Origin of the sequence: Pseudoalteromonas sp. NZS37 (genome assembly GCF_015864265.1) — a bacterium.
Taxonomy (GTDB): domain Bacteria; phylum Pseudomonadota; class Gammaproteobacteria; order Enterobacterales; family Alteromonadaceae; genus Pseudoalteromonas; species Pseudoalteromonas arctica.
Map to the genome: position 1 here is coordinate 234,884 of NZ_JADYXL010000007.1, position 13,093 is coordinate 247,976.

Consider the following 13,093-nt stretch of genomic DNA (forward strand, 5'->3'; position numbering starts at 1 on the left):
GCTTATTCTCCTTTCTCACTTCGCTCTGCAATAATACCGGCGCTTTGCTCTTGTAATATAAGCAGTAAACCTTTTGAGCGAGTATTAAGTAGCGTGTAAATAAATACGGTTGGTATTGCAACAACTAAGCCTAATACGGTTGTTACTAGTGCTTGAGAAATACCACCAGCCATTAGTTTAGGGTCGCCAGTACCAAATAGTGTAATTGCTTGGAAGGTATTGATCATACCGGTTACCGTACCAAGTAAACCTAATAGCGGTGCAACTACCGATATAATTTTGATAAGTGTTAAGTTACGCGTTATTTTTGGCATTTCGCGTAAAATAGCTTCGCTTAATTTAAGCTCTAACGTGTCGTAGGCAACATTTGGGTAGTCATCTTTAACTTTCATAACACGACCTAGTGGATTGTCATCTCTCGCTACGCTGTCTTTTAGCTGGCGGCGAATTTTCCCACCAACAAGTAATAGCGATACAAAACGCTCAATTGCAATTAATAATGCAAGTAAACCTACACCTAAGATTACGTAACCAACAGCGCCACCTTGATGTACTTGCTCTGCAGTATCTGGGGCTTGAACGAGTAAACCTAAAATTGAACCACCTGTTGGGTCAAGTGCAAACTGCACAACACCTGTCTTAGCTTCTTGTAAATCGCCCGCTGTTGATGTGTAGCGCGATACTGGTTGGCGAGTTAGTTCGCTTAGTGTATTCGTACCTGGGTTGTATTCTAAATATTTACCGCCCGATATAAGGTTAAAAGCACCTACGCGAACAACTTCTTGCTGTGCTTTATTACCACCTTCGACTATAACCGTAGCATTAAAGCGACTTACTTTGCCTTGCTCGGTCATTTCGCGTTGCAACTCGTACCACACTTTTTCAATATCGTCGATTGAAGCAAGCTTTGATGTTGAACCCATTTTTTGAGCGAGATCGTCCATAAAAGCACTTCGGTCCGGAATTTCTGCCGATACAACCGATGTTGCAAATTTATTGCTTGAATCACCAGCAACTTGCTGAAGAACACCATATAGTTCTTTAAGTGATCCCATACGCTTTGATAAAGTGTCGGTTAAATTAGCAAGCTTAACTTCGTTTTCTTCAAACTGTGTTTCTAATCGCTCTGACTCACCAAGCATTTGACTGCGTTTTGCTTGTGTATCTTTTAGCATTTGCACTTGTTCGTTTTGACGCGAGGTAAATTCTTGCTCTCGTTGCTTGTTTTGTGCGCTTTGAACCGATTTTCCGTCTTCAATTGATTTAAGTAACGAATCAAGATCCATTGACTCTGCCGCGATACTATTACCTGTAAAACCTAGGCTTAGTGTAAGGCTTGCAGCAAAAAGAGCCGTTTTTGTCATTTGAGTAAACAATTTCATTTTTAACCTCTTATTCTGCTGCGTGTACTGGCAGAGTTAACATATCTGGGGCAAGTTGCTTACGCGCTATGCGAAGACCTTTATTAATTTGGCTTATAGTAGAGTCAGGAAGTGCCGCAAACGTTTTAGTGTTTGTATCCCAGCTGCCTGCTTGCTTACCATCTCGCGTTAAATAAATAAGCTCTAAACGACCAATGCGTAAAAAGTCTACTTCACGCTCTTTACCACTGACTTCTAATAAAGCGGTGTACGCTTCAATTGTGCGCCCGTAATCAACTTCCACTTGATAAGCTTCTAACACACGACGAAATTTTTCACTTGAAGTGATATCAGCGCGATCCATCATGGTTTTTAATGAGGCTAAACGTTTTGCTCGCTCGTCTTGTAAAAATGGCACATCGAGTGATACAAACTGCTCAAGGCCTGTAATCATACGCATCATTAAAGGTGTAATTTGACGTTCAATAATAGAAACCTGATCCATCGATAGGTTTAAAGATTCCATCTCTTCTATTTGATTATTTAACTGCTTAGTTAGCTGAGCGTTGTAAACAGCCAAACCGTCAATTTCTTTATTGAGGGTTTTAAACTGCTGTAAACGCCCTTGCATTGAATCTGCAATCTTGTCTATTTTTGTTTGTGATTGCGCAGCTGATTTATTAATTTCACTGCTTTTATCAATAACCTTATCTAAATCGTTTGCGTGTACTGCTGCACTTGCGGCCACAATACCAGCTAAGATTAATGGTTTAACGCCTTTCATCGCATACACCTTTACTCGTTAGTTAGCGGATTTGCTAGTTTGTTTTTTAGGTCATAAACTTTGTTATATAAATAATTTATGACTTAATAATTTCAATGAGCAGGAGTTTATAGATGAAACATGACAAGGATGTTGCGCAAAAAAGTCGCTTTTATGACAGTGGTAATAATTAAGACTTACGAGGGGGTTTTTAAGATGATAAGAGCATTTGTTAACCAAATGCCCTATAAACAGGCTGGGTTATTTTAAAATTGAATTAATTTGATTAAGAGAATAGTGCCAATCAGTGTAATTTATTTCAATTGGGTAAGCTTTATTATCTTTAATAAGCACTAAAGAGGGAAATCCTTGGATAGGTAATGTGCGAACAAAAGACAGCTCATCATTAAATTCATTATTAAGCTCGCTTGATGTTAGCTGCGCAGTAAACTGGGCTTTATCTAAACCAATTTGTTCCGCTAAAGTAATTAGCGTACTTTCATCTGACGGGTTTTGCGCATTTAAGTAATAAGCATGTTGAATTGCAGCAACCATTTGTGTTTCTTTATTCGATTTACGTGCAATAAGTGCAGCTCTACATGCGGGATACGTTGAGCGTCTTGGCTGGCAATTACGCCAAAAGTTATAATTAAATTGCGTACCTAACTGCGCTGAAATTTTATGCCAAGTCCCCTCAAGCATGTCTTTCATATTTTGTGGCATTGGGTCTTGGCTATCAGGTGCTAATCCACCTACTTTATATTCAATTGCTACTTTACCAGCAAGCTCTGATTTTAGCTTAAGCCAGGTTGGTGAGTAACCCCAACACCAACTACACATTGGGTCATGAACATATATTAATTTACTTTGAGACATATTAATCCTTCAACTAGTTCGAGACGACACTATTACGACCAGCAGCCTTTGCACTATAAAGAGCTTCATCAGCTTGTTTTAACGAATCATCATAATCAGTTACTTTATTTACTTGGGAAATACCAATGCTACAGGTGATTGAAATACGCTGCTTGTCATCAGTAAATATAACGTGCCCTGCAACAGCCTCTCGAAATTTGTTTGCTATTACAGTGGCTGTAGAAATAGTAACCTGCGGTAAAATAACAACAAACTCCTCACCGCCATAACGAGCCTTTAACGCAGTTGCCAAAAACTGAGATTCAAGGAGCTTGGTAAATTCGATCAATACCGTATCACCAAAATCGTGACCATGCGTATCGTTTAAAGATTTGAAGTTATCTAAATCAATTAACAAAATTGAAAAAGGTAAGTACTGCTCTGGGCGTGTTTGGGCAAGCTTTAAAAAATGAGAGGTAATGAAACGTCTGTTTGCTATACCAGTAAGGGGGTCGGTATAAGCATCTTGTTTTTGCTCGAGCGTAATATCGGCAATAGCCATGTGGCTTTTATGCCTAAAATACTCACCAATAAATGAGAATAAAAACACCATAGAAAAGGACGCTATAAATCGTGTTTTTTCTACATTGCCATAGCTAACTTGACCAAAATCAGGGCCGTATAAAATAACAATACAAGAAAACAGTAAAGTAAAACCTAACCAAGCACCTAATCTGACCCCTAAAGATGCAAACGTCACTACAGGATAAAACATTAGCCAATATAGCGCGGTGTTGTCTTTACCACCGGTATAAACAAGTGCAACAAACATCATGCACACAATGCTCATACTTATTAATGCCACTACTTGAAGATTACCCGTTCTTATAAAGTAGATAGAACAGCTTATATTTGTAATGTTAACGATAATTAATGAAGCAGTGAGTATCGGTGAGTAAACCTTATAATTCAAAAACACTAATACAGCAATCACCACAATTGATATCCCAATCATGGTAAATAAAGAAAACGCTTTGCGTTGCATGTCTGAGCTATAAACACTGTCGATATTTATTAGACTGAGCCAATTTGGTTTATTCACATTTTTTTTAGTCATTAATTTTATACTTTAAACTTTTGAACCATATTTTCTAAGGCACTAAACTGCTGTTTTAGTTTGGTACATTCGTTAAGCGTGTCATTTAAGTTAGCCTTGCCTTGTATAGAAAGCGCACTAATTGTTTGAATATCAGTATCTAATAACTTAACAACTTGGTTTTGCTCATCTGTTGCACTGGCCACAGAATGATTTGCATCGTTAATTTGCTTAATAGCTTGAATAACATGACTCATTAAATTGCCGACGGCATCTGCTTGTTGTACGCTTTTTTCACTGTCTTGAAGGCTTGTTTTCATAAGCTCTACAGCAAGGTTTGAGCCTTTTTGTAACTGGCTCACTGTGTCTTCAATTTCTTGCGTTGATTGTTGAGTGCGGTGTGCTAATTGGCGTACTTCATCTGCTACAACGGCAAAACCGCGTCCTGCCTCTCCTGCTCTAGCGGCTTCTATTGCTGCATTGAGTGCCAATAGATTAGTTTGCTCGCTTACACCTTTAATAACTTCAAGCACTTGCCCAATACTGGCTGTGTGTGTATTTAAACTGTTTATAGTTTGCTGAGCTTTCTCCATATTAGCTGAAAGCTGGTGGATGGTTGCAACACTGTGGCTTAATGCTTCTTGGTTTTGTGTTGAGTGCTCATCTGCATTTTTAGCAAGCTGCGAAGCACTCTCTGCATTACTTGAAATATCCATTGATGTAGCTGAAAACTGATTAATAGCCGCTGCAACGCTATCGGTTCGTTTACTTTGATCATCATACATAGATAGTGATGAATGTGTTTGTGATACCAAGCTCTCAATAGCTGTATCTAATTGCTCAGTGGACTCTTTTACTTGCTCTATTGAATGCTGAATTTTTTCGATAAAAATATTAAATGAATGACTTAAGTCGCCAAACTCATCATCATTTTCAACGGTTAAGCGCCTTGTTAAATCGCCTTCGCCTTGTGCTATATCTTTAATGGCATCGTTTAAGCGGTTCATAGGCTGCATTAAATAGCGTAATAAAAGCTGCATCATAATAATGATAGTAATAATCCCTATCACCATAAATACAGCCGCAGTTTGGCCAAAGTTAGAAACGCTGACATACGCTTTATCTTTATCTATGACAACACCTAGGTACCAATCTACGTTTTCAATACCACTAATTTTTGTAAACGAGATAAGCTTAGACTCTCCGTTTATCTCGTATTGGGTAAACTCACTTTGCAAGGGCGTATTAGTACCAAAAATGTCTGATGTATTTTTTAAGTTTAACTTAGCATTAGGATGGCTTAACACTTGACCTTTGTTATCGAGTAAAAAACCATAACCAAGACCTAAAAAATCAATATCGTTAATAATTTTAGTCACTGTTTGCATATCAATATCGGCACCTGCAACGCCGCTAAACTGGCCATTTTGTAGCATGGGTACTACCGCTGAAATTGTAAGCTCGTTAGTTGTTACATCAATATAGGGAGTTGTAAAAGCGGTATTTGATTTGTTTTCGACTAATTTGTACCAAGGGCGAGAGGTCGCATCAAAATCAGCAGGTAAAACAACTGATTGATCGTTTAATATAAACGTGCCGCTGGATTTACCTATATACGTATTTTTAAAGCTTCCGGCAAGCTCTGCAGTATTTAATTGTGAAAGGGTGAGTGCTTTAGAATCATTAGCTTTATGGGTTTTAGCAATTGATATAACAATCGCCAACTTTGCATTTAACCAACTCGCTATATTTTGTGAAACAGATTCGGAATTTTGTTGTAATACTAGGCTTAACTGCTGCTCGGTTTGCTTGCGCATCGCAATGTAGTTATTAAAAGTAAATAACCCTAGCACCAAAACCAAAATTAAAGAGGCTGCAATAGTCACTTTGGAAGTAAATTTCAACGAGTTAAGCATATACATCCTTTTTATTATTTATCTTTATTATCCATACAGTTTTAGCAAAAATTTAGCTAAATGTCCTAATAAATAAGGCTTGTGACTAGGTTATTGTATAAAAATAAGGATAAAGGATTAAAAAAAAAAGGCTGTAGGGGATAACTGACTAATATTGAAATAAATTGTGACTCGTATTAATTACTTATGGAACGTTCCTATTAAATATGGCTTTATAAGTGACTGAATACGTATTCAGTCACTCTTGTATAGTCTGTTATTTCCACTTATTTGCTAAGCGAACAACATTTAATCCATACCATGCAATAAATACATAACATAGCATTGGAACAAAAAAGCTTTGCTGTATATTTACTGTGTCAGCTATAAACCCTTGCAGTAATGGTACAAGTGCACCACCTACAATAGCTAAGCACAACCAACCAGAACCCTTACTGGTCAATGATCCTAGTCGCTCGATTGCAACTGAAAATATAGTCGGGAACATAATTGAGTTAAATAAACCAATTGCCAATACTGAATATAAAGCGACGTCACCTTGAGTAAAAATGGTGATCAGCAATAGCGCAATAATACTAAATGCATTAAATGCGATCGCCTTAGAAGGCGCTATTTTTTGTAATAATACAGAGCCAATAAAACGCCCTACCATTGCCCCGCCCCAGTAATAACTAATAAGTGCAGCCGCAGTATGCTCTTCAAGTCCTGCTATGTGCGCCTCACCAAAGTAGTTAACTAAAAAGCTGCCAATGGCAACCTCCCCACCTACATAACAAAATATAGCAAGTACACCCATAGTTAAGTGCGGTGCTTGAGTTAATGAACGAGATTCTACTGCAGCATTATTTTCCTCTTTATGGGCTTCAATTTCTGGAAGCTTTATAAAGGCAAATATAATAGCGATAAGTAATAAGGCACCAGCGAGCATTAAATAAGGCACTTTTACAGACTCAGCAGTTGCTGCAGAAGCAGCTAGACTACCTGCTGTACCAAAAAATAATAAACCACCTACATAAGGCCCAACGGTAGTACCAAGCGCATTAAGTGCTTGTGCCAAATTTAAACGAGAAGAAGCTGTTTTTTCGCTCCCAAGAGCAGCAACATAAGGATTGGCAGAAACCTGAAGCACCGTTACACCAGCGGCAAGTACAAATAAAGCGCTCAAAAATAGCCAATATTCATGTACTACAACAGCAGGATAAAACAACATGCACCCAATTGAAGCTACAATTAAACCAGTTAAAATCCCTTTTTTATAACCAAACTGCTTAACTAAAATCCCCGCAGGGATAGAAACAATAAAATAAGCACCAAAAAAGCAAAACTGTACTAGCATCGCTTCAAAAAAGCTTAAATCAAATACGCCTTTTAATCGTGGTATTAGTACATCGTTTAAAACAGTAATAAAACCCCATAAAAAAAATAGGGTCGTCATTGCAGTCAGTGGAAACAGATAATTTTTATTTGGCTGTTCGTTGACCGCGAATGATTGATTTGTATTTATTTCACTCACGTCGTTTTCACTCCATTAACAAGTTGAAAACGATTCTACATGTTTATATATAAATTAGTCAGCGCAACAAAGGAACGTTCCAATTTTATGGCTTACATTGAGTATTTGTCGTATTGATAATACGGTCTATCTCGCCACTATTATGAAACTGATAAAGCCCTTCATTTATGTCCTCTAAGACTAAAAGCCATTTAGGTGTAAGCTTACTAATAGCAAAATATAAAGGGTTGTATTGCAGAGGAATGCTTTCTTGTTCAATGGAAGAAAGCAAAGATTGTTTTTCAGGTTTAGTTAAAGAAGAATAAGTTACAGAGAATTTAAGAACTTGAGGGTCGCCTATAATCAAATCAACACGTTTAGCAACCAGAAGCTGAACAAGCTGTAAATCATCAACAGAGGTAATAACTTCAAACTCAGCATTGTCCATCATGGCATCAAACTCAGGCGTATTTTGATACCCACGAACAACACCAATCTTTTGCCCTTTAAGCGATTTTAAGTTTCCAGTGAAACGGTCTGTATCGCCTTTCCTTTTTAAAAATGCAATTTCGCCACCTTTAAACGAATTAGATAAACCGAGTAATTCTCGACGTGTTTTACCATTAACATAATCGGAGGGGGCTGTATCTTCTATAAAGTATTCAGGCATTAATATATCAGCTTTGCCTAGTTCTACATTTCGTACAGCTCTTGCCCAAGGCAAAAATTCAATATATACGCTGTAGCCCTTACTATTTAATAGAGCAATTGAAAATTGATAAACCCAGCCTTTATTACATAAATTATTACCAATATAAGGAGGCCAATCGAGTGTGGCTAAATGGAGTGTTTGTTTGGGGTTTTTCGCTTCATAGAGCACTCCTGATTTGTGATAATGTCCAGTTAAAACATGTTGAGTACCATTTTGATAATACTCAACTGATGTTTCAGCAAAACAATTACTACTTGTCAGTAATAATATAAAATAAAACCAGCGCATTTTAGTATCTATTTATGATTTATAATGTTTTTAAGTTTAGCCAAAACTAACATTTTTGCACAAATAAACCTCGATTAATCAGATGCTTTTTGCCATTTCATTTTATTATTTGTATCACGTGAGCTTATAATTGTTGTATCGCTGCTCTCAACGCCGCCTAATTTAGCTAAGCGATCATACAAAACCACATTACAAGTAGCCGCTAAGTTCATGCAGCCAATAGTTGGAATATATACCACTTCATCACACCACTTTAAAACGTCTTTTGGTACAGAGCCATCTTCGGGGCCAAAAACATAAAACGCATTTTCAGGATGCTTAAACTCAGGTAAAGGTGTTGCACCTTCAATAAGCTCAATGACAACAACGGTTGCGCCCTCTGGTTTTACCGCTTCTAAACTATTAGTTTCAGTTAAAGGGATACGCTCAAGTGCGTTCTTAGTATCGGTATGAAACTTTTTAGCGTTTAAGTAACGATTACCGGTAAAAAACACCTGTTTGGCATCGTAACAACCTGCTGCACGTAATACACCGCCAACATTAGTCGGGCTTTTAGGATTGATTAAACCAATTACCGCTTGTTGTTTGCTCATTACTCAGCGTCCTTTGTTGGCCACTCTGCAATGTACAAATCAAAGTCGTCTAGCTTTACATCGCAATCTTTTACTGTTTTGTCTTTTACAGAAATACCTAGCTCATGCATCTTTGTTTTATCGCCACTGTTTAATAATGGGTGCCAAGAAGCCAAACCACGACCTTCATGTAAACGACGGTAACTGCAGCTTTGTGGCATAAAAAAGATGTCTTTAAGGTTTTCTTTTGTGAGTTTTACACAAGAAGGAACAAGCGTTTGGCGGTTTTCGTATTCGCTACAACCACAGGTGTTGTTATCAAGATACTGACATACAATATTAGTAAATATTAATTGCTCACCTTCGCGTAACTGATCGGTGGCGGTAAATTCGTCTTCATCTTCGCTATCAATAAACGTATTTAAACAACATTTTCCGCATCCATCACAAATGGCTTCCCATTCGTTTTGACTCATGTCGCTTAAGCTTTTTTTAAGCCAAAATTGTGTATTTGCTAATTGTTGATCAAACATAGTTTACTCGTGCCCCCTAAAGAGCGCGCATTCTACCGTATTGCTGTAAATGGCGCAAAGCCAATACCCTTTCAAAGTACAGGCTTTGCGCTACAAATTAGCTTTGAGATTTAACCCAACGCTTAATTTTTTCCTCAAGGATTGGCATTGGCAATGCGCCATCAATTAATATTTGCGTGTGGAACGCTTTAATATCAAATTTATTGCCGAGTTCTTTTTTAGAAAAATCACGTAATTCTTGAATTTTAAATTGCCCTAACTTGTAAGAAAGCGCTTGGCCTGGCCATGCTATATAGCGCTCTACTTCAGCAATTACGTCACTTTTAGCCATAGACGAATTTGCAAGCATGTAGTCTATACCTTGTTGACGCGTCCACCCTTTTGCATGAAAACCAGTATCAAGCACTAAACGCATTGCGCGTAATTGCTCATCCGATAAACGTCCATACCACATATAAGGGTCGGTAAATAAGCCTAGCTCTTTGCCTAAGCTTTCTGCGTATAGCGCCCAACCTTCTGCGAACACGGTATAACCACCAAATTTACGAAAATCAGGTAAGCCCTCTATTTCTTGCTGAAGTGCTATTTGAAAGTGATGACCCGGGGCTGCTTCGTGAATCGATAAAGTTTCGAGTAAAAATTTAGGCTGCGCTTTTAAGTTATAAGCATTGATATAAAAAATACCAGGGCGAGAGCCATCAGGCGCCGGAGATGCATAGGATGCACCTGCTGCCGACTGCGCTCTGTAGGCTTCAACTGCTTTTACAACGTAAGGTGCTTTGGGGGCTATGTTAAAAAGTAGAGGCAAACGCGCATCAATTTTTTTCTTAACGTTTTCATATGCCGCAATTAACTCCTCGGGCGTGTCGTAGTAAAATTCATCTGAATCACGTAAATGATCAAAAAATTCAGATAGCTCACCTTTAAAGCCTACGGTTTCTTTTACTTTTTTCATTTCGCTTAAAATGCGCGACACTTCACTTAAACCAATGTTATGAATTTCGTCTGCAGATAAGCTAAGCGTTGTGTTTTTCTTAATTTGGTATTCGTACCACGCTTTACCGTTTGGTAAGTCACTGTAACCTACGCTTTCTCGACTATTAGGAATATACTGATTAGCTAAAAAGTCACTCATGCTTTTATAAGCCGGTACTAAGTGCTTCATAATCAATTGACGATACTGCGCTGTAATTTTTTGCTTTTGCTGTGCGCTAAACGAGTCTGGTAATTTTTTAATTGGTCCCCAAAACAGTGAATCTTCGGCATTTTTAACTACATGAGCTGCAAATTGTGGCTGCAGTTTTTCGGCAAGTGGTTTTGGTAACGTAATACCTAGTTTAATGCCTTGTGCCATTGAGCGCTCTACACTAGCTAGCCACTTTACAAAACCTTCGCTGCGCGACATAAAAGCCGTGTAATCTTCAACGCTATTAAACGGCTGAGCACTTTGACCTGAACCAAAACCTGCAAAGGTGTTATGCGCACCCGCCATTTGGTTAATTGGTAGTAAATAATCAGGAAACTGCATGCCTTCTAATTTAAGTGAAAGGTCGCGCTCTAATATTTCAAAACTTAAAAGCGACTGCCCTGTTAACTGTGCTTTATCTATAAAGTTTAAACGCTGTTGATATTTTTTATAAAAAGCCGCTTTTTTAGCTCTATTTTCTTTTGAAATCTCAGGTGTAAATTGATCGTTAAACTCGTTACGACCATTATACGTTGCGCTGATGGGGCTATATGTAAGCGATTCATCGTAATACTGTGCAACAAGTACATCGAGCTGTTGCTCTGCCGAAAGCTCTGAAACAATACCTGCCGATGCGTTAACGGTGTTTAGCTGCGCACTGGTATTAGTGTGTGTACTAAGCTCAGTATTCATACAGCCACTTAAAGCAAACATAACGCCACTGGCAACTAATGCTAATTTAATTGATTTCATGATAATCCTTTTTAATATCGTTTTTTGATTATGCGCATTAAGCCTTACTTAATAAAGTAATTACGATAGATTGCGTTCATCGTATTAAATTTGCACTTTTATCTGAGCTTGTTACATTTCTATTAATTCAAATATGATTTAAAAGAAAAATAAAATGAAAAAACAACTACTCAGCACCTCTATAGCCTTACTTTGTTTAACTACTTTTAATGCCCATGCCGTTACATACCTATCGGCTAAAGCCATGGTTAATGTTGAAGATGGCACGCTCATTAAATTGCCCTTGATTACTATTGATGATGGCGTAATTACAAACATTGAACAAAATAAAAAACCAACGCTGACTAAAGATGATAAACATATTCAACTACTTGATTTAACCCTTATGCCAGGTTTAATGGATATGCATGTGCATTTAACAAGCGACCCTACGGTTCCACGCAGTGAACGTTTAGGCCAGTCAGTTCCTAGAATGGCAATTAAAGCGGCTCATTTTGCTAAAAGAACCTTAGAAGCCGGATTTACAACAGTTCGTAATGTTGGCGCAGAAGGTTACAGCGTTATAGCGGTGCGTGACGGCATAAATGCGGGTGACATAGTTGGCCCTCGTATTTGGGCTGCAGGCCCATCACTCGGAATTACTGGCGGGCACTGTGATAACAACCGATTACCTCCTGAGCTTAAATATACTTCAAGTGGTGTCGCAGACGGTCCATGGGCTGCGCGTATAAAAGTACGCGAAAACATTAAATACGGGGCAAACGCTATTAAGTTTTGCGCCACAGGTGGAGTATTTTCAAAAGGGACTAAAGTAGGTGCACAGCAGTATTCTTTTGAAGAAATGAAAGCCATCGTTGATGAAGCCCATATGCGAGATTTACCTGTTGCAGCTCATGCACACGGTACAAGCGGGATTAAAACAGCCATTAAAGCAGGTGTTGATAGCGTAGAGCACGCCAGCTTTTTAGATGACGAAGCCATAGCCCTTGCCAAAGAGCATGGAACTTGGCTTTCTATGGATATTTATAACACCGAATACACTTTGACTTATGGCGAGCAAAATGGTGTTGACGAAGAAAATCTAAATAAAGAACGCCAAGTATCAAAAAGGCAACGTGATAGCTTTAGCCGTGCTGTAAAAGCGGGTGTGAAAATGGTCTTTGGAACGGATGCAGCAATTTACCCGCACGGAGATAATGCAAAACAGTTTAGCCGCATGGTTGAATTTGGCATGACAGAACTACAAGCCATTCAAGCATCCACTATTAATAGCGCTAAGTTATTAAAAATGGATACTCAGTTAGGACAAATTAAAACCGGATTTGCTGCTGATATAATTGCTGTAAAAGCAAACCCTCTTAAAAACATTAAAACCTTAGAGTCAGTACCCTTCGTAATGAAAGCAGGTGTTGTTTATAAAAACCAATTGTAAATACACGCTATTAAGGCTGAGCTTACTTAGCCTTAATAAACCCCTCACCCATCTCAAACATCCTATAAAAGGTACAACGTACCTTTTATAGGCTTAACTTTGTTTATTAATTATCCGAACAGTTTTATTTAATC

11 protein-coding genes are annotated in these 13,093 nt (G+C 38.2%); 1 reads left to right on the forward strand and 10 read right to left on the reverse strand.

From position 1 onward, the window contains the following. Positions 1–2 precede the first annotated feature (2 nt). The 10 genes from I6F47_RS14815 to I6F47_RS14860 form a co-directional block, all read right to left on the reverse strand. Entirely contained in the window at positions 3–1,382 is a 1,380-nt protein-coding gene (locus tag I6F47_RS14815) for a MotA/TolQ/ExbB proton channel family protein (RefSeq protein WP_197184116.1), read from the reverse strand. 10 nt (positions 1,383–1,392) lie between these two features. Further along, positions 1,393–2,145 carry a DUF3450 domain-containing protein gene (locus tag I6F47_RS14820; RefSeq protein ID WP_197111905.1) on the reverse strand — a complete coding sequence of 251 codons (753 nt, stop codon included), beginning with the start codon at positions 2,143–2,145 and terminating at the stop codon, positions 1,393–1,395. Between the two features lie 240 nt (positions 2,146–2,385). After that, positions 2,386–3,000 (reverse strand): DsbA family protein, encoded by a 615-nt coding sequence (locus I6F47_RS14825; RefSeq protein WP_197184117.1) that lies wholly within the window; start codon positions 2,998–3,000, stop codon positions 2,386–2,388. Positions 3,001–3,013: 13 nt separating this feature from the next. Then, positions 3,014–4,096 carry a GGDEF domain-containing protein gene (locus I6F47_RS14830; protein ID WP_165736057.1) on the reverse strand — a complete coding sequence of 361 codons (1,083 nt, stop codon included), beginning with the start codon at positions 4,094–4,096 and terminating at the stop codon, positions 3,014–3,016. Positions 4,097–4,101: 5 nt separating this feature from the next. Further along, positions 4,102–5,991, reverse strand: coding sequence for a methyl-accepting chemotaxis protein (locus tag I6F47_RS14835; RefSeq protein ID WP_165736056.1), 1,890 nt, complete (start codon positions 5,989–5,991; stop codon positions 4,102–4,104). 256 nt (positions 5,992–6,247) lie between these two features. Beyond that, entirely contained in the window at positions 6,248–7,504 is a 1,257-nt protein-coding gene (locus I6F47_RS14840; RefSeq protein ID WP_007583255.1) for a sugar MFS transporter, read from the reverse strand. An 85-nt stretch (positions 7,505–7,589) separates the two neighbouring features. Next, positions 7,590–8,483 carry a substrate-binding periplasmic protein gene (locus I6F47_RS14845; RefSeq protein ID WP_165722024.1) on the reverse strand — a complete coding sequence of 298 codons (894 nt, stop codon included), beginning with the start codon at positions 8,481–8,483 and terminating at the stop codon, positions 7,590–7,592. Positions 8,484–8,557: 74 nt separating this feature from the next. Continuing rightward, the gene (locus I6F47_RS14850; protein ID WP_197100458.1) at positions 8,558–9,076 is read right to left on the reverse strand and encodes an RNA methyltransferase; all 519 of its coding nucleotides are present in this window, start codon (positions 9,074–9,076) and stop codon (positions 8,558–8,560) included. Continuing rightward, the gene (locus I6F47_RS14855) at positions 9,076–9,588 is read right to left on the reverse strand and encodes a YcgN family cysteine cluster protein (RefSeq protein ID WP_024591051.1); all 513 of its coding nucleotides are present in this window, start codon (positions 9,586–9,588) and stop codon (positions 9,076–9,078) included. Before I6F47_RS14855 ends, I6F47_RS14850 begins: the two co-directional genes overlap by 1 nt. Positions 9,589–9,685: 97 nt before the next feature. Continuing rightward, positions 9,686–11,527, reverse strand: a complete 1,842-nt coding sequence (locus I6F47_RS14860) for a DUF885 domain-containing protein (RefSeq protein WP_197184118.1) — start codon at positions 11,525–11,527, stop codon at positions 9,686–9,688. A gap of 154 nt (positions 11,528–11,681) precedes the next feature. On the opposite strand from I6F47_RS14860, the gene I6F47_RS14865 reads away from it, so the two are divergent. Beyond that, positions 11,682–12,959, forward strand: a complete 1,278-nt coding sequence (locus tag I6F47_RS14865; RefSeq protein ID WP_165736053.1) for a Xaa-Pro dipeptidase — start codon at positions 11,682–11,684, stop codon at positions 12,957–12,959. Positions 12,960–13,093 lie beyond the last annotated feature (134 nt).

Bases quoted from the DNA above. Each gene is read 5' to 3' on its own strand.
- I6F47_RS14815 (WP_197184116.1), bottom strand. From the start codon at position 1,382: ATGAAATTGTTTACTCAAATGACAAAAACGGCTCTTTTTGCTGCAAGC.
- I6F47_RS14820 (WP_197111905.1), bottom strand. From the start codon at position 2,145: ATGAAAGGCGTTAAACCATTAATCTTAGCTGGTATTGTGGCCGCAAGT.
- I6F47_RS14825 (WP_197184117.1), bottom strand. From the start codon at position 3,000: ATGTCTCAAAGTAAATTAATATATGTTCATGACCCAATGTGTAGTTGG.
- I6F47_RS14830 (WP_165736057.1), bottom strand. From the start codon at position 4,096: ATGACTAAAAAAAATGTGAATAAACCAAATTGGCTCAGTCTAATAAAT.
- I6F47_RS14835 (WP_165736056.1), bottom strand. From the start codon at position 5,991: ATGCTTAACTCGTTGAAATTTACTTCCAAAGTGACTATTGCAGCCTCT.
- I6F47_RS14845 (WP_165722024.1), bottom strand. From the start codon at position 8,483: ATGCGCTGGTTTTATTTTATATTATTACTGACAAGTAGTAATTGTTTT.
- I6F47_RS14850 (WP_197100458.1), bottom strand. From the start codon at position 9,076: ATGAGCAAACAACAAGCGGTAATTGGTTTAATCAATCCTAAAAGCCCG.
- I6F47_RS14855 (WP_024591051.1), bottom strand. From the start codon at position 9,588: ATGTTTGATCAACAATTAGCAAATACACAATTTTGGCTTAAAAAAAGC.
- I6F47_RS14860 (WP_197184118.1), bottom strand. From the start codon at position 11,527: ATGAAATCAATTAAATTAGCATTAGTTGCCAGTGGCGTTATGTTTGCT.
- I6F47_RS14865 (WP_165736053.1), top strand. From the start codon at position 11,682: ATGAAAAAACAACTACTCAGCACCTCTATAGCCTTACTTTGTTTAACT.